This window comes from Streptomyces sp. NPDC107498 (assembly GCF_055582805.1).
In genome coordinates this window covers 43,508-58,900 of the sequence record NZ_JBVJPE010000006.1, presented here as the reverse complement: position 1 = coordinate 58,900, position 15,393 = coordinate 43,508, and the positions used below count along the sequence as shown (strand labels likewise).

General features: G+C 73.4%; 15 protein-coding genes. 9 read left to right on the top strand and 6 right to left on the bottom strand.

What is annotated here, in order from left to right; all coding sequences use genetic code 11:
- Positions 1 to 63 precede the first annotated feature (63 nt).
- Complete coding sequence (locus ACZ66Z_RS12835) at positions 64 to 1,899, bottom strand: phosphatidylglycerol lysyltransferase domain-containing protein (RefSeq protein WP_469933996.1); 1,836 nt, start codon at positions 1,897 to 1,899, stop codon at positions 64 to 66.
- A gap of 165 nt (positions 1,900 to 2,064) precedes the next feature.
- Here ACZ66Z_RS12835 and ACZ66Z_RS12830 point away from each other — a divergent pair, with 165 nt between their 5' ends.
- Positions 2,065 to 3,177 (top strand): alpha/beta hydrolase, encoded by a 1,113-nt coding sequence (locus tag ACZ66Z_RS12830; protein ID WP_469933995.1) that lies wholly within the window; start codon positions 2,065 to 2,067, stop codon positions 3,175 to 3,177.
- A gap of 3 nt (positions 3,178 to 3,180) precedes the next feature.
- Here the strand turns inward: ACZ66Z_RS12830 and ACZ66Z_RS12825 are convergent, their stop codons facing one another.
- A complete protein-coding gene (locus tag ACZ66Z_RS12825) occupies positions 3,181 to 4,164 on the bottom strand; it encodes an ABC transporter ATP-binding protein (RefSeq protein ID WP_469933994.1) in 984 nt (327 codons plus the stop codon).
- 142 nt (positions 4,165 to 4,306) lie between these two features.
- On the opposite strand from ACZ66Z_RS12825, the gene ACZ66Z_RS12820 reads away from it, so the two are divergent.
- The 5 genes from ACZ66Z_RS12820 to ACZ66Z_RS12800 all read left to right on the top strand — a co-directional run bounded on the left by ACZ66Z_RS12820 (position 4,307) and on the right by ACZ66Z_RS12800 (position 8,368).
- Positions 4,307 to 4,993, top strand: coding sequence for an ABC transporter permease (locus ACZ66Z_RS12820; RefSeq protein WP_469933993.1), 687 nt, complete (start codon positions 4,307 to 4,309; stop codon positions 4,991 to 4,993).
- Position 4,994: 1 nt separating this feature from the next.
- Positions 4,995 to 5,669 carry an ABC transporter permease gene (locus tag ACZ66Z_RS12815; protein ID WP_469933992.1) on the top strand — a complete coding sequence of 225 codons (675 nt, stop codon included), beginning with the start codon at positions 4,995 to 4,997 and terminating at the stop codon, positions 5,667 to 5,669.
- Positions 5,670 to 5,674: 5 nt separating this feature from the next.
- A complete protein-coding gene (locus tag ACZ66Z_RS12810) occupies positions 5,675 to 6,673 on the top strand; it encodes an ABC transporter substrate-binding protein (protein WP_469933991.1) in 999 nt (332 codons plus the stop codon).
- A gap of 130 nt (positions 6,674 to 6,803) precedes the next feature.
- On the top strand, positions 6,804 to 7,883 hold the full coding sequence (locus ACZ66Z_RS12805) for a hypothetical protein (protein WP_469933990.1): 1,080 nt from the start codon (positions 6,804 to 6,806) through the stop codon (positions 7,881 to 7,883).
- Positions 7,880 to 8,368 carry a GNAT family N-acetyltransferase gene (locus ACZ66Z_RS12800; RefSeq protein ID WP_469933989.1) on the top strand — a complete coding sequence of 163 codons (489 nt, stop codon included), beginning with the start codon at positions 7,880 to 7,882 and terminating at the stop codon, positions 8,366 to 8,368. Before ACZ66Z_RS12805 ends, ACZ66Z_RS12800 begins: the two co-directional genes overlap by 4 nt.
- A 17-nt stretch (positions 8,369 to 8,385) precedes the next feature.
- On the opposite strand, the gene ACZ66Z_RS12795 is transcribed toward ACZ66Z_RS12800, so the two are convergent.
- Entirely contained in the window at positions 8,386 to 9,528 is a 1,143-nt protein-coding gene (locus ACZ66Z_RS12795) for an NADH-quinone oxidoreductase subunit D (RefSeq protein ID WP_469933988.1), read from the bottom strand.
- Positions 9,529 to 9,572: 44 nt separating this feature from the next.
- A complete protein-coding gene (locus ACZ66Z_RS12790) occupies positions 9,573 to 10,562 on the bottom strand; it encodes an SAM-dependent methyltransferase (RefSeq protein ID WP_469933987.1) in 990 nt (329 codons plus the stop codon).
- Positions 10,563 to 10,658: 96 nt separating this feature from the next.
- Between ACZ66Z_RS12790 and ACZ66Z_RS12785 the strand changes: the two genes are divergently transcribed.
- Together ACZ66Z_RS12785 and ACZ66Z_RS12780 are read left to right on the top strand one after the other, a co-directional pair.
- A complete protein-coding gene (locus tag ACZ66Z_RS12785; RefSeq protein WP_469933986.1) occupies positions 10,659 to 11,861 on the top strand; it encodes a sensor histidine kinase in 1,203 nt (400 codons plus the stop codon).
- Between the two features lie 22 nt (positions 11,862 to 11,883).
- Positions 11,884 to 12,558 (top strand): response regulator, encoded by a 675-nt coding sequence (locus tag ACZ66Z_RS12780; protein ID WP_469933985.1) that lies wholly within the window; start codon positions 11,884 to 11,886, stop codon positions 12,556 to 12,558.
- 102 nt (positions 12,559 to 12,660) lie between these two features.
- On the opposite strand, the gene ACZ66Z_RS12775 is transcribed toward ACZ66Z_RS12780, so the two are convergent.
- Positions 12,661 to 13,749, bottom strand: a complete 1,089-nt coding sequence (locus ACZ66Z_RS12775) for a DUF5937 family protein (RefSeq protein ID WP_469933984.1) — start codon at positions 13,747 to 13,749, stop codon at positions 12,661 to 12,663.
- Positions 13,750 to 13,881: 132 nt separating this feature from the next.
- On the opposite strand from ACZ66Z_RS12775, the gene ACZ66Z_RS12770 reads away from it, so the two are divergent.
- Positions 13,882 to 14,124 carry a hypothetical protein gene (locus ACZ66Z_RS12770; RefSeq protein ID WP_469933983.1) on the top strand — a complete coding sequence of 81 codons (243 nt, stop codon included), beginning with the start codon at positions 13,882 to 13,884 and terminating at the stop codon, positions 14,122 to 14,124.
- A gap of 48 nt (positions 14,125 to 14,172) precedes the next feature.
- Here ACZ66Z_RS12770 and ACZ66Z_RS12765 read toward each other — a convergent pair whose 3' ends face one another.
- Positions 14,173 to 15,333 (bottom strand): threonine aldolase family protein, encoded by a 1,161-nt coding sequence (locus ACZ66Z_RS12765; RefSeq protein WP_469933982.1) that lies wholly within the window; start codon positions 15,331 to 15,333, stop codon positions 14,173 to 14,175.
- Positions 15,334 to 15,393 lie beyond the last annotated feature (60 nt).

Genomic DNA, 15,393 nt, shown 5'->3' with positions numbered 1-15,393 from the left:
TAGGGCCCGGGGGCGGTGTGGGGCCGTGTGGAGGGGGTGCCGTGGGGGGACGGGGGGTGTCGGTCAGGCGGCGTGGACCTCGCGGTCGGCGGTCTGGGTGGGGACGATGTGGGTGCAGGGGCGGGGGGTGGGGGCGGGGCGCCTGCGGGTGAAGGGGCGGGGCAGGGAGAGGTTCACGAAGCCTTCGGCCTGCATGGCGGCGAGGCCGATGCGGGGGAGGTCGCGGCTCGTGCGGTAGACGACGAAGCGGGGTTCCCAGCGGGGGCGGAACTTGGCGTTGAACTTGTAGAGCGATTCGATCTGGAACCAGCGGGAGAGGAAGACGAGGAGTCCGCGCCAGAGGCGGAGGACGGGGCCGGCGCCGATCTTCTCGCCGCGGGCGAGGGCGGCGCGGAACATGGCGAAGTTGAGGGACACGCGGGTGATGCCGAGGCCGGGGGAGGCCTGGAGGGCGGCGACGATGAGGAGCTCGTTCATGCCGGGGTCGGCGGAGCGGTCGCGGCGCATGAGTTCGAGGGACATGCCGTCGGTGCCCCAGGGCACGAAGTGGATGATCGCTTTGAGGTCGCCGTAGGGGGAGGCGTCGTCGTCCTTGTGGGCGGTCGCTATGACGGCGTCGCCGTCTCCGGGGGTGCCGATGCGGCCGAGGGCCATGGAGAAGCCGCGTTCGGTGTCGGTGCCGCGCCAGTCGGCGGCGGCGCGGCGGAGGCGTTCGAGTTCGTCGTCGTCGAGGTCGCGCACCCGGCGGACCCGGGTGGTGTAGCCGTTGCGTTCGATGCGTTTGACCATTTGGCGGACGTTGCGCATGGCTCGGCCGGAGAGGGAGAAGTCGGCGACGTCGACGACCGCCTCGTCGCCGAGTTCGAGGGCGTCGAGGCCGGTTTCGCGGGTCCAGACCTGGCCGCCGGTTTCGGAGCAGCCCATGACGGCGGGGGTCCAGGAGTGGGCTTTGGCCTCGTCCATGAAGCGTTCGATGGCGCCGGGCCAGGCTTCGACGTCGCCGATGGGGTCGCCGCTGGCGAGCATGACGCCGGAGACGACGCGGTAGCAGACGGCGGCTTTGCCGCTGGGGGAGAAGACGACGCCCTTGTCGCGGCGGAGGGCGAAGTGGCCGAGGGAGTCGCGGCCGCCGTGTTGGTCGAGGAGGGCGCGGAGTCGGGTCTCGTCCTCGTCGGTGAGGCGGGCCGCGGGGTGTTCGGGGCGGAAGGCCAGGTAGATGGTGGTGAGGGCGGTGAGCATGCCGAGGGCGCCGAGGGAGTAGCCGACGGTCCAGTCGACGCCCTTGGTGTAGGCGACGGGGCCTTCGATGCCGAGGAGGCCGTACAGGACGTGTTCGAGGCGGTCGGTGAGGCTGGGGCTGCCGATGACGCGGTGGGGGTGGGCGCTGACGATGACGAGGCCGAGGGCGATGGATCCGGCGCCCATGACGACGAAGTTGGCGAGCGCCCGCCAGCGGCTGCGGGGGTCGGGGAGGGCGGCGAACTCGCTCCGGTGGCGTACCAGGAGGGTGAGGAGGGCCAGGGAGAGCAGCGCGCCGAGGAGGGAGTGGCGCCAGACGAACTGGGCGGCCGCTCCGAGGGGGAGGAGGACGACGGCGGCGCGCCAGGCGCGGCGTTTGTGTCGCTTGAGGCCGTGGGCGAGGAGCAGGAGGAGGACGCCGGCGCTGAGGGAGAGGGCGGCGGACAGGGGGCCGAGGGTGCCGGGGAGGACTTCGGCGACGGCGTGCATGCGGCTGGCCCGGAAGCGGGGGAAGACGCCGGCGGCGATGTCGATGAGGCCGATGAGGGTGCAGGCCGTGCCGACGAGGGCGGGGACCTTCTCGGGGCGGGGGCCGCGGAGAATCCGCCGCACCCGAATCGGAACCAATCCCGATTTGTCCCCATCTACCGTGACAGACATGGCTTCCCGTACTTCCCGTGGTCCTGCGCAGGGTCTTTGACTCCGGTCGGGCCCTGCGGCGCGTTCGGTGGGCCGTTCCGGCTGGTGCGCCTTCTATGACGACGGCGTGCGGGGCCGGGTTCATTCGTCCACAGGAAAATCTCGGAAAGAAGGCTCGGGCGTCTCATGGGTCTCACCAGCAACAAAGTCCTCGTGCTGGCCGTGGTGCTGGCCGTGGTGCTGTTCCTGGCCACGGTCTGGTGGTGGCCGAGGTTCGCGCGGCGCGGGTGGCGCCCGGTCGTGGGGCGGGTGGGGCTGTTGCTCGCGACCCAGGTGGTGCTGTTCGCGGCGGTGGGGCTGGCGGCGAACCGGTCGTTCCTCTTCTACGGGTCGTGGGCCGACCTGTTCGGGCAGGAGCAGGACATGGGGGTGGTCGTCGATCACGCGTCCGGCTCGAAGGACGTGCGGGTGGTGGGGACGCAGGAGCTCGACGTGCCGGGCGGCGGCCGTCCTGAGGTCGGGGGGCAGATCCAGAAGGTCGTGGTGGCGGGGAAGCGGTCGGGGATCGTCTCGCCGGCCTATGTGTACCTGCCGCCGGAGTACTTCCGGGCGGGGTACGCCAAACGGACGTTTCCGGCCACGGTGGTGCTCACGGGGTATCCGGGCACGGCGGAGAACCTGATCAAGGGGCTCAGGTATCCGCGGACGGCGTACCTCCAGGCGAAGGAGGGGCGGATGCAGCCGATGATCCTGGTGATGCTGCGTCCGACGGTGGCGCCGCCCCGGGACACCGAGTGCGTGGACGTCCCGGGGGGTCCGCAGACGGAGACGTTCTTCGCGGAGGATCTGCCGAAGGCGGTCTCGGGGACGTACCGGGTGGGGACGGAGCCCCGGAACTGGGGGTTCATGGGGAACTCGACGGGTGGCTACTGCGCCCTGAAGATCGCTCTGCACCACCCGGACCGGTTCGCGGCGGGGGCGGGCCTGTCCGCGTACTACCGGGCGGCGGAGGACGTGACGACCGGGGACCTGTTCCACGGGGACGACGGGTTGCGCAAGCGGGGCGACCTGCTGTGGAGCCTGGACCACGGGCGGCCGGGGAAGACGTCGTTCCTGGTGACGTCGTCGAAGCGGGGCGAGGGCAACCTGAAGGGGACGTGGGAGTTCGTCCGGAAGGTGAGGAGTCCGGCGGAGGTCTCGTCGATCGTGCTGGAGAGCGGGGGGCACAACTTCAACACGTGGAACCGGGAGATCCCGCCGGGCCTCGTCTGGATGGCCGGGAAGCTCAGCGCGGGCTGAGGGTCACCCGGCGGCCCGGCGCAGGGCGCGGTGGACGCCCGCGGGGGTGAGGACGCCGAGCGGCCGGCCGTCGTCGCCGGTGACGGCGAGGCGGCCGGTGTCGTGCTGGAGGAGCACGGCGAGGGCGTCCTTGAGGGAGGTTCCGAGGGGTACGCGGGCGTCGTCCCGGTGTCCCTCGGGGGCCCCGGCGTGCCGCTCGGTGCCTTCCGGCCAGGGCTCGAGGTCGGTTTCGGTGACGGGGGTGACCGCGAGCCGTTTGAGGCCGCGGTCGCTTCCGACGAAGTCCGCGACGTAGGGGGTGGCGGGGGAGCCGAGGACGGTGGCGGGCGTGTCGAACTGTTCGATGCGGCCTTGGCCGTAGACGGCCATGCGGTCGCCCATGCGGACGGCCTCCTCGATGTCGTGGGTGACGAGGAGGACCGTCTTGCGGACGGTGGCCTGGAGGGCGAGGAACTCGTTCTGGAGGCGCTCGCGGACGACCGGGTCGACGGCGCCGAAGGGCTCGTCCATGAGGAGGACGGGCGGGTCGGCGGCGAGCGCGCGGGCGACGCCGACGCGCTGGCGCTGGCCGCCGGAGAGCTGGGCGGGGTAGCGGGGGCCGTGGACGGCCGGGTCCAGGCCGACGAGGTCGAGGAGTTCGGCGGCCCGCGCGCGTGCGGCGGTCTTCTTCCAGCCGAGGAGGGCGGGGACGGTCGCGGTGTTGTCGAGGACGGTGCGGTGGGGGAAGAGGCCGACCTGCTGGATGACGTATCCGATCTTGCGGCGCAGGGCGACCGGGTCGACGGCGGCGATGTCCCGGCCGTCGACGAGGATGCGGCCCGAGGTCGGTTCCACGAGGCGGTTCACCATCGTCATCGTGGTCGTCTTGCCGCAGCCCGACGGGCCGACCAGGGTGACGAGTTCGCCCTCGGCGACCTCGAAGGAGAGGTCGTCGACGGCCGTGGTGCCGTCGTCGTACCGCTTGGTCACGTGTTCGAACCGGATCATGGTTCCCCATTCTGTCCCCCGGGCAGTGGGGGTGTGTGAAGGGCGTGTTGCCGCATTGTGGCGAGTCTCGGGGATTGTCGGTGGCGGGGGTTAGGGTCGTCACACAAGAGTTCGGGAGGGCGGACGACCGGGGGGAGGGACGATGGGCGCGCCGAACTGTCTGGTCGCGAACGACTGGATCTGCGGTGAGTACCTGCGCACGCGCGGCGAGGAGTTGACGGACGCACTGCTCCAGCATGTGGGAATCACGGTCGTGTCGGTGCTGATCGCGCTCGCCGTCGCGGTGCCCCTCGCGCTGCTCGTCCGCGCCCGGCCCCGGTTCGCCGGTCCGGTCCTCGGCCTGACCACCCTGCTCTACACGGTGCCGTCGCTCGCGATGTTCTCGCTGCTGCTGCCGTTCTTCGGTCTTTCGGCGGCGCTCGTCGTGACCGGCCTCGTGCTGTACGCGCTGACGATCCTCGTGCGCAACACCCTGGCGGGGCTCGCCGCCGTGCCGGCCGAGACGCGGGAGGCCGCCCGCGGCATGGGGTACGGCTCGCTGCGGATGCTCTGGCAGGTCGAGCTCCCGCTGGCGCTGCCGGTGCTGATGGCCGGCGTGCGGATGGCGACGGTCTCCACGATCGCGCTGACGACGGTCGGTTCGGTCGTCGGGCGCGGGGGCCTGGGCAACCTCATCGAGGACGCGCTGCCGACCTTCTTCAAGGCGCAGATGCTCACCGCCTCGGTGCTGTGCGTGCTGCTCGCCGTCGTCGCCGACCTGCTGCTCCTGGGCCTCCAGCGGCTGCTCACGCCCTGGACCCGCATACGGACCGCGCCGGGAGGTGGGTGAGGTGGGCATCGTGACGGACGCCTGGGGCTGGCTCACCACCGGCGCGCACTGGACGGGCGAGGACGGCATCGGGCGGCGGCTCGCCGAGCACGTGTACGTGAGCGGGACGGCGCTCCTCGTCGCGTCGGCGCTCGCGCTGCCGCTGGGCCTGTGGCTGGGCCACCTCGGCCGGGGCGGGGCGCTCGCGGTGAACGTGTCGAACGTGGGGCGGGCGATCCCCGTCTTCGCGGTGCTCGGGCTGTTCATGGTGTCGCCCCTGCGGAACGCCGGCGACGTGCCGACCGTGGCGGCCCTGGTGCTGTTCGCGGTGCCCCCGCTCCTCACCAACGCGTACGTGGGGGTGCGGGAGGTGGACCGGGCGGCGGTGCGGGCGGCCCGGGGCATGGGGATGACGGGGGGCCAGGTCTTCTTCCGGGTCGAACTCCCGCTGTCGCGGCCGGTGGTGATGACCGGGATCCGCTCGGCCGCGGTGCAGGTGGTCGCCACGGCGACGATCGCCGCGATGGTCGGACAGGGCGGCCTCGGCCGGATCATCACGGCCGGCTTCGCCACCTACGACACCGCGCAAGTGGTCGCGGGCGCCGTGCTCGTGGCGCTGCTCGCCCTCCTGGTGGAGGGCGTCCTGGTGGGCGTGGACCGATTTTTCACACGTGACGGACGACTTACCGAACGCTGACTGGGATGGGTGATCTCGTGAACAGGGTCTCGCGTATCGCGGGCGCGCTGCTGGGTACGGCGGCGCTGACCGTCGCGCTCGCCGCGTGCGGCGGCGACAGCCTGGAGGAAGGGAAGAAGAAGGACTCCGGCGGCTCCGGAAGCTCCGGGAGCGGGGAGAAGGGCTCGCTGGTGGTCGGCGCGGCCGCCTTCACGGAGTCCAAGGTCCTCGCCGAGCTGTACGCGCAGTCGCTGCGGGCCGCCGGATACTCGGTGTCCATCACCACCGTGAAGAACCGCGAGCTGTACGAACCCTCGCTGGAGAAGGGCGAGATCGACGTCGTGCCGGAATACGCGGCGACGATCGCGGAATTCCTCAACGCGAAGGTGAACGGCCCGAAGGCGCCCGAGGACAAGCCGGTCGCCTCGGGCGACGCGACGGCCACGGTCGACGCGCTGCGGAAGCTCGCCGAACCGCGCGGACTGAAGGTCCTCGCGGCCGGAGAGGCCGTCGATCAGAACGCCTTCGCGGTGACCGGGGAATTCGCCGCGAAGAACAAGCTGAAGACGCTTTCCGATCTCGGTGCCGCGAAGCTGAAGGTGAAGATCGCGGCCGGGGACGAATGCGCCGTGCGGCCCTTCTGCGCGCCCGGTCTGAAGAAGACGTACGGGATCGACGTGGCCGGCATCGACCCCAAGGGGGTCGGTACGCCGCAGGCCAAGCAGGCGGTCGCGGACGGTGTGGACCAGCTGGTCCTGACGACCACCACCGACGCCACGATCGACGGCTACGGCCTCGTCTTCCTCGCCGACGACAAGAAGCTGCAGAACGCCGACAACGTGCTGCCCGTCGTCAACGCCGAGGACGCCGGTTCGCCGGAGACTGCGGCCGCGCTCGACGCGATCACCAAGGTGCTGACCACAGCGGATCTCGCCGAACTCAACCGCAAGGTGGACGCCGAGCGGGCGAAGCCGGAGGACGTGGCCAAGGAGTATCTGGAGACGAAGGGGCTGCTCAAGAAGTAGGGGACGGAGGAGGGGAGTCGGCCCGAAACGGAACCGGAACCGTCGATATCCACTTCTGGTGGCGAGAAGTGGCCAAGAGATTGCCGGGCCGACACCCCAGATGACGCCTACGCACGGTAAATTTCAGGCCATGCCACGTGGACGCCACCGCCATTCCCCGCCTCTGCACAAGCTGCTGCCGCCCTCCGCGGTGGCCGGCGCCGCGGTCGTGTGCGCCGCGGCCGCCTGGCTGCCCGGCGACCCGGTGATCGCGCGGCTGCTCGCGGCCGCGGCGGCCGCCGCGGCCGTCACCGGCGCCGTCCTCATGCGCCATTGGGACCGGAGCGCCGGCCGCAGGGTCGCCGAGCTCGACCGGGCGCGCGCCGCCGACCAGTGGAAGGCCGAGGAGCGGACCGCCGAACTGGAGTCCGACCTGGAGGAGTCCCGCGCGCTGCGCTCCCGGCTCGAGGCCAAGCTCCGCGCCAAGCGCGTGGAGCTCGCCGCACTGCGCGGCGAACACGCCGACCTGCTCCGCCGGTACGCCACCGCGGAGACCGAGCGGGCCAGCGCCCTGGAGGGCCGCCGCGTCCTCGCCCTGGAGACCGGCGGCACGGCCGGCGCCGGGGCCAGGGCGCTGCCGGCCGCCGGCTCCACGCCCACCCCCGAGGCCTTCCGCCGCGCCGCCCAGGCCCTGCGCGACCTCCCGCGCAACGCCGCCGCCCAGCAGGCCCGCCGCACGGCCGAGGCGGCCCGCGCCCGCGACCTCGCCGAGCGCGCCCGGGAGACGGAGGAGCCGCAGGGGAAGCACGCGGCGGTCGCCGGGACCGAGCAGCACACCCGCACGGCCGCCGCTCCCGCGCTCCCGCCCGCCTCCGCCCCCGCCTCCCTTCCGGCGGTGCCGGTCGCGTCCGCGGTCGTCCCGCACGCGGCCCGCAGGCCCGCCCCGCGCCCCGAGGGCGGCTTCGACTTCTTCGGCACGCAGAAGGAGGCGGCCGTCATCGAGGCCGTGCAGAACAGCGACCTCGCCGACGTCGTGGGCGAGGAGGTCCTCGAAGAGGCCCTGGCCTCCGGGAGCCCCCTGCTCGCCCCCGTCGCCGCCCCCGCCGTCTCCGCGCTCGCCCCGCGGGTCCCCGCGGCCCCCCGGGCGATCGGCCAGGTCATCGACCTGACCGCGCACGACGAGACCGAGCAGCTGGACGTGGCCGAACTGCGCGGAGCGGTCAACTCGTGACGTACCGCCTCGTCCGTCTCCCGGCCGGTGAGCTCGCGGGCCGCCGCGACGAACTCCTCGCCCTGTGCGCCCAGGCCTTCTGCGGCGAACCGTGGCACGAGCCGCCGGCCGGCGCCGTACGGACCGTGGACAGGCTGCTGGGCTCGGCCGCCGCGAAGGACGGCTTCTCGGCGGTGGCCGCGCTCGACACCGAGGAGGCCCTCCTGGGGTTCGCCGCCGGCTGGACCGACACGGTCCTCTCCGGGGACGCCCCCGCCTTCGAGCTCGCCGAACTCGTCGTCGCCCCCGGTCACCAGGGGCGGGGCGTCGGCCGCCGGCTCCATGACGCCCTGCTCGTGGACGCGGTCGCCGGACCGGCCCTGCTCATGACCCTCGACGTACCGGAACTGACGGACCGGTACGCGCGCTGGGGCTGGTCGGTCGTCGACCGGCAGCGGCCCGGCACGGAGCGGCGGGACTACGTCGTGATGCACCGGGCGCGGTGACGCCCGGCCGGCACCGGCTACTTGTCGATGTCGCCCACGACGAAGAAGAGCGACCCCAGGATCGCGACCATGTCCGCGACCAGCGTCCCCGGCAGCAGCTCCACCAGCGCCTGGATGTTGTTGAACGACGCCGACCGCAGCTTCAGCCGGTACGGCGTCTTCTCGCCCTTGGACACCAGGTAGTAGCCGTTCACGCCGAGGGGGTTCTCGGTCCACGCGTACGTGTGCCCCTCCGGCGCCTTGAGCACCTTCGGCAGCCGCTGGTTGATCGGCCCCGGCGGCAGCTCGGCCATCCGGTCCAGGCAGGCGTCCGCCAGGTCCAGGGAGTTGTGCGTCTGGTCGAGCAGGCACTCGAACCGGGCGAGGCAGTCGCCCTCCTGCCGCACGGCGACCCGCAGGGTGTCCTGGAGCTCCCCGTACGCGAGGTACGGCTCGTCACGGCGCAGGTCGAAGTCGACGCCCGAGGCGCGGGCGATGGGCCCGGACACCCCGTACGCGTGGACGGCCTCCGGGCTGAGGACGCCGACCCGGCGCGTACGGCCCCGGAAGATCTCGTTGCCGAGGACCAGCCGGTCGTACACGTCCATCCGCGACCGGACGTCCGCGACGGCCTGCCGCGCCCGCCCCAGCCAGCCGGCGGGCAGGTCCTCCTTGAGGCCGCCGACCCGGTTGAACATGTAGTGCATCCGGCCGCCGGAGACCTCCTCCATCACCGTCTGGAGCTCCTCGCGCTCCCGGAAGGCGTGGAAGACGGGGGTGATCCCGCCCAGTTCGAGCGGGTAGGAGCCGAGGAACATCAGGTGGTTGAGGACCCGGTTCAGCTCGGCGAGGAGCGTCCGCGTCCACACGGCCCGCTCCGGGACCTCCATGCCGAGCATCCGCTCGACGGCCATGACGACGCCGAGTTCGTTGGAGAAGGCGGACAGCCAGTCGTGGCGGTTGGCCAGCATGACGATCTGCCGGTAGTCCCGCGCCTCGAAGAGCTTCTCGGCGCCCCGGTGCATGTAGCCGATCACCGGCTCGGCGTGCCGGACGACCTCGCCGTCGAGCACGAGCCGGAGCCGGAGCACGCCGTGGGTCGAGGGATGCTGCGGTCCGATGTTCAGCACCATGTCGGTGCTCTCCGCCGCGCCGCCGATTCCGACCGTCGTCTCCGTCATGCGGCCAGTATCCCCCGCGGCTCCGGGGCCCCGGACCCCTCGGGTCAGCGGGCGGCGCCCGGGACCCGCTGGGTCAGCCAGAGGAAGTCGCCGAGACCGCCGCGGGCGGTGAGCTCGGCCGCCTCGCCGGCGGAGGCGAGCGCGCGGACGTAACCGGCGGGGTCGGTCGAGGCGAGCGCGAGCGGCGGCCGCCCCCCGGACACCCCGAGCCGCCCCAGCGCCTCCCGCTGCGTGACCAGCTCGGCGGGGGGAAGGCCGGTCCCGGCCGGCAGGTCCCCGCACGCGTCCAGGGCCACGTGGGACGTCACGTCGCAGCTGCCGTCCGGGACCGGGGGGACCTCGCGGCCGGCGCGGAAGCCGGTCAGGGAGCCGAAGGGCGGCCGGGTCTCCCGTACGTGCGCGTAGTCCACGGCCACCGCGCGGCCCGCCGTCAGGGAGGCGACCGCCGCGGCCCAGGCCCCGTCGCGGGGCCGCCCGATCTCGGCCCGTGCGCCCGGTTCCCGCAGCGGCCACCAGCGGGCCAGCCAGTCGGCGTCCGCTCCGCAGACGGGTCCGCCGAGCCGCTCCGTGCCGTCCGCGCGGACCTCCACGTACCGCACCGTGCCCGTCGTGTCCGCCTCGGCGACGTCCACCGGCACGTTGTCGAGCCACTCGTTCGCGAAGAGCAGCCCGCGCACGCCCCCCGGCACCCGGTCCGTCCACTCCACCCGCGGGTCGAGCCCGTCCGGGCGGGCGGCGCGCTCGACCGCGTGCGCCCGTACCGAGAGCGAGGACCCCACGGCCGCGAGCACCGACGTCAGCAGCTCGCCGCGGCCCGCGCCCACGTCCACGAGGTCGACCTCGGCGGTCCCCAGCTCCTCCGCGACCTCGGCGAGCAGCCGGGCCACGGCCCCCGCGAAGAGCGGGGAGGCGTGCACCGAGGTGCGGAAGTGCCCCGCCGGGCCCTCCGGGCGCAGGTAGAAGCCCCCGGGGCCGTACAGCGCCCGCTCCGTGGCCTCCCGCCACCCCTGCCACTGACACGTCTCATCCGTCACGAGCCCCAGTGTCCACCTCGGGGAGTAGGGGCCCGGCGCCGAGGATCGACCCCACGGTTGATCCCCGCGCCCGTCCCCTTCCCTACTCTGGGTGACGTGCAGCGCCTCTACGACTTCATCCGCAGACACCCGACGGGCGTCGACGGCTTCTGGGCCGTCGTCCTCCTCGGGTTCTCCCTGCTGTGGGTGGGGACGACCTACCCGACGGTGGACCACCCCGTCGCATACGGCCTGGTGGCCGTGTTGTCGTCGCTGGTCGTGGCCCTGCGTCGGCGTGCCCCGGAGAAGATGCTGGTGCTCGCGGTCGCGCTGGGCGTCGCCCAGCTCGCCTTCGGCCTGATGCCGTTCCTGGCCGACTTCGCCATGCTCGTGATCATCTTCACCGTCGCGGCGCACGACGGTCCCCGCTGGGCGTCCCGGCTCGCGCTCGTCGGCGGACTCTCCGCCTCCACGCTCTCGCAGCTCAGATGGCCCATGGAGGGCACGGGCTCCGAAGCGGCGAAGGTCTTCTTCACGATCATCATGACCGTGCCGTTCGCCCTCGCCTGGGTCCTCGGCGACTCGCTCCGCACCCGCCGCGCCTACTTCGCGCAGCTGGAGGAGCGGGCCTTCCGCCTGGAGCAGGAACGCGAGGCCCAGGCCAAGGTCGCGGTCGCCGCGGAGCGCGCTCGGATCGCCCGCGAGCTGCACGACGTGGTCGCGCACAACGTGTCGGTGATGGTGGTCCAGGCCGACGGCGCCGCCTACGTGATGGACTCCTCCCCGGAGACCGCCAAGCAGGCCCTGGAGACGATCTCCACCACCGGTCGGCAGGCGCTCGCCGAGATGCGCAGGCTCCTCGGGATCCTGCGCACCGGCGAGCACCAGGAGGCCGGGGAGTACGTGCCCCAGCCCGACGTGCGGCAGATCGAGGACCTCGTGGAGCAGGTCCGGGGCGCCGGCCTCACCGTCGACTTCGCGGTCGAGGGGAGTCCGCGCCCGCTGCCCAGCGGCGTCGAGCTCACCGCGTACCGGATCGTGCAGGAGGCCCTGACCAACACGCGCAAGCACGGCGGGCCGGACGTCGGCGCCAGCGTGCGCCTCGTCTACTTCGACGACGGGCTCGGCCTGCTCGTCGAGGACGACGGCCGGGGCGCTCCGCAGGAGATGTACGAGGACGGGGGCGCCGACGGGCGGGGCCACGGTCTGATCGGCATGCGGGAGCGGGTCGGCATGGTCGGCGGCACCCTGGACGCGGGCCCGCGTCCGGGCGGCGGTTTCCGGATCAGCGCCCTGCTTCCCCTCAAGCCCGCTCACTGACGACCCCTAAGGAACTGACCTGATGTCCATCCGCGTGATGCTCGTCGACGACCAGGTGCTGCTGCGGACCGGTTTCCGCATGGTGCTCGCCGCCCAGCCGGACATGGAGGTCGTGGCGGAGGCCGGCGACGGCGTCGAGGCCCTCGAGGTGCTGCGCTCCACGGCGGTCGACGTCGTCCTGATGGACGTGCGCATGCCGAAGCTGGACGGGGTGGAGACGACCCGGCGGATCTGTGGGGAGCCGGGAGCTCCGAAGGTGCTGATCCTGACGACGTTCGACCTCGACGAGTACGCCTTCTCGGGCCTGAAGGCGGGGGCGAGCGGCTTCATGCTGAAGGACGTGCCGCCGGCGGAGCTGCTCGGCGCGATCCGCTCGGTGCACAGCGGGGACGCGGTGGTGGCGCCCTCGACCACGCGCCGGCTCCTCGACCGTTTCTCGCCGATGCTGCCGTCCTCGGGGAAGGAGCCGCAGCCCAAGGGGCTGGAGCGGCTGACGGAGCGGGAGCGCGAGGTGATGATGCTGGTCGCGCAGGGGCTGTCGAACGGCGAGATCGCCGCCCGGCTCGTCCTCTCCGAGGCCACGGTGAAGACGCACGTGGGCCGGATCCTGACCAAGCTGGGCCTGCGCGACCGGGTCCAGGTCGTGGTCCTGGCGTACGAGACGGGCCTGGTCCGGGCGGGCGGCGGGGCGCTGTAGGGCGCCCCGGCTCCGCCTCCGGCTCCGGTCCCGGCTCCGGTCCCGGTCCCGGCTCCGGTCGGGCGGCCCGGTGCCGTCCGGGGCGCCCCCCGGAGCCGGGTCCTACCGGAGCACCGACTCCAGGAAGTCGCTGCCGAGGCGGGCGACGACGGACACGTCGAGCTGGTGGTGCACGTACCGGCCGCGGCGCTGGGTGATGATCAGCCCGGCCTTCTTCAGGACCGCGAGGTGGCGGGAGACCTCGGGGGCGGTGATGCCGTGCGCGTCGGCCAGTTCGCTCGTCGTGCTGGAGCCCCGCGCCAGGCTGCGGCAGAGCCGCATCCGCATGGGGTGGGCGACGGCCTCCAGGCGCAGCTTGACCGCCTCGACGGAGGGCGCGCCGCCGAGGTCGTGGGCGGGGATCGGGTACTGGACGACGGGCTGCCAGCCGGGGGTGTGGAGGGCGAAGAGGTGCGGCCGGCCGAAGGCCGTCGGAAGGAACGTCAGCGCGGTGCCCTCGGCGCTGGTCCGGCCGTGGACCAGCTTGTCCACGACGATCCGGGAGCCGTGCGCGTCCTCTTCCAGGCTCATCGCGGGGGAGGCGTCGGCGACGGCCTCGGCCAGCCCCCTGCGGCGCATCAGCTCCGTCTTGTGGCGGGCGTCGGCGGCGAGCTGGAGCCGGACGCGGCGCCAGGTGTCCGCGAAGAAGGCCTCGTCGCAGTCCTCCAGGAGCCGCCGGATCCACGCGCGCGTGCCCGGCGGGTCGGCGAGCATCCGTTCCACGAACGCGGCCTGGCGCGGGCCGCGCGCGGCGGCCAGGTCGAGGGCGCGGCGGCGCATCCGTTCGTCGACGAGCGGTGAGGGGGCGCCGTCCGTGTAATGGCTGTTGCAGGAGATCTCCAGGGCGGAGCCCACGAACTTCTCGTCGTCCATGCGGTCGAGGTCGTCCAGCTCCTCCGCGAGGGTCTCCCGGGGCCGCGACGGGAGCAGGATGTCCGAGCGGGTGTTGTTCCACATGAAGTCGGCGTCGACCAGCCGGTCCGCGAGCTCCGGCTTCAGGGCCGCCGTCGTCGTGGTGGTCCAGGCGTGCAGCCGGGGGTGGTGCGCGGGCACGGCGAGGGCGTGCAGGGCGGAGCCCAGCTCGGCCAGCGGCGAGGGGCAGAAGGTGATCCGCTCGTGCGGCAGTCCGGTGATGTCGATGGTCACGCTCACCCGCCCATGGTGCGGGGTGGGACGGGGGTGCTGTCGCCCCGTTTGACGGGGGCCGTCAATCGGCGGGCCCCGGATTGACGGGGGCCGTCAATCCGGGGGCCGGGGCGTGGCGGCAGGTCGCACGGTGAGGGCATGAACGCGCTGCACCAGTACCTCTTCGACGCCCACCGGGCGACCCGGCTCGGCGAGCCGGTGCCGCCGGCGCCCGGTACCCACGACATGGCCGTCCTGCGGGCCGTCCGCGACCGCCGCCGCTTCGAGCGGGTGGTGGCGGGCCGGAGGGCCGGCGGCGGGCTGCGCCCGCGGATCCGCGGGGCCGCACGCGGGCTGCGCCTGCGCCTCCGCGCGGCCCTGCGGCACCGACCGTCCTCCTGAGGACGGCGCCCCGACCCCCGGCCTGCGAAACCCCGCCCTCCAGGGCCCTCACCCCTCGACGCGCGCCAGGAAGTCCCGTACCGCCTCCTTCACGTCCTTCGCCGTCCACTCCAGGCCGGGGCCCGTCACGGTCAGCTCCGTGACCGCGACGCCCGGCGGGCCGCCCGCGACCGGGGCGAACCAGCGGCGGAAGAACGCGGTGCCGGTCTCCTCGGTCTGGGCGAGGGCCGCCGCCGTCAGGGCGTCCGGGTCGTACGGCAGCCAGACCTGGAACTGGTGGGTGTGCGGGACCTCCGGGTGGACCCGGGACCAGCCGGGGCCCGCCTCCGCGAGCGCCTCCCGGACCGCGTCGGCCACCACGCGCGCGTGCGCCGCGTACGAGGGCAGCCGGGGCAGCTCGACGTCCAGGCCCCGGAGCGCGGAGAGCGCGGCCGGGTAGTTCTGGAAGACCAGGCCCCCGTACCGGTGCCGCCAGACCCTGGCCTCCTCCATGACGTCCTCGGGGCCGGCGAGCGCGGCCCCGGACATGCCGCCGAGGGACTTGTAGAACGAGACGTACACGCTGTCGGCGAGCCCCGCGATCTCCGGGAGCCCCCGGCCGAACCGCGTCGTGCACTCCCAGAGCCGCGCCCCGTCGAAGTGGACCACCGCGTCCCGCTCCCGGGCCGCCTCCACCACCTCGGTCAGCTCCTCCCAGGACGGCAGCACGAAGCCGGCGTCCCGCAGCGGCAGCTCCAGCATCAGCGTCCCGAAGGGCTCCGGGTGGTCCCGCACCTCCTCGGCGGTCGGCAGCCGGGGCGCGTCGGTCGGGTGGACGGTGCGGAGCCCGGAGACGGCGCCGAGCGCCCCGCCCTCGTGGAGCTCGGGGTGGGCGAGCGGGTGGAGGGCGACGACGGGGCTGCCGGTGCGCCCGGCCCAGCAGCGCAGCGCCACCTGCTGGGCCATGGTGCCGGTCGGGAAGAACACGGCGGCGGGGAGGCCGAGCTCCTCGGCGACGCGCCGCTCCAGCTCCTCCACGAGCCCGTTCCCGTACGTGTCGAGCGGGGCGTCCTCGTGGCCCGCGTCCCGGGCCCAGGCGGCCAGTTCGCGCAGCCGCCCGCCGACCGTGCCGTCCACCGAGGTGTCCCACAGGCGGCGGTCGGCGCCGCCCCAGACCTTCGCCCGGTGGAGCCGGGCGGCTTCCTCGTCCACAGGAGTCACGGGATTCATGGGCCGATCATCACACCACCACCCACACCCTGTGGACAGCACACGGAGCGCCGCGAACCG

Excerpts from the sequence above, each read along its gene's own strand:
- ACZ66Z_RS12835 (WP_469933996.1), bottom strand. The coding sequence starts at position 1,899 with ATGTCTGTCACGGTAGATGGGGACAAATCGGGATTGGTTCCGATTCGG.
- ACZ66Z_RS12830 (WP_469933995.1), top strand. The coding sequence starts at position 2,065 with ATGGGTCTCACCAGCAACAAAGTCCTCGTGCTGGCCGTGGTGCTGGCC.
- ACZ66Z_RS12825 (WP_469933994.1), bottom strand. The coding sequence starts at position 4,164 with ATGATCCGGTTCGAACACGTGACCAAGCGGTACGACGACGGCACCACG.
- ACZ66Z_RS12820 (WP_469933993.1), top strand. The coding sequence starts at position 4,307 with ATGGGCGCGCCGAACTGTCTGGTCGCGAACGACTGGATCTGCGGTGAG.
- ACZ66Z_RS12810 (WP_469933991.1), top strand. The coding sequence starts at position 5,675 with ATGGGTGATCTCGTGAACAGGGTCTCGCGTATCGCGGGCGCGCTGCTG.
- ACZ66Z_RS12805 (WP_469933990.1), top strand. The coding sequence starts at position 6,804 with ATGCCACGTGGACGCCACCGCCATTCCCCGCCTCTGCACAAGCTGCTG.
- ACZ66Z_RS12795 (WP_469933988.1), bottom strand. The coding sequence starts at position 9,528 with ATGACGGAGACGACGGTCGGAATCGGCGGCGCGGCGGAGAGCACCGAC.
- ACZ66Z_RS12780 (WP_469933985.1), top strand. The coding sequence starts at position 11,884 with ATGTCCATCCGCGTGATGCTCGTCGACGACCAGGTGCTGCTGCGGACC.
- ACZ66Z_RS12770 (WP_469933983.1), top strand. The coding sequence starts at position 13,882 with ATGAACGCGCTGCACCAGTACCTCTTCGACGCCCACCGGGCGACCCGG.
- ACZ66Z_RS12765 (WP_469933982.1), bottom strand. The coding sequence starts at position 15,333 with ATGAATCCCGTGACTCCTGTGGACGAGGAAGCCGCCCGGCTCCACCGG.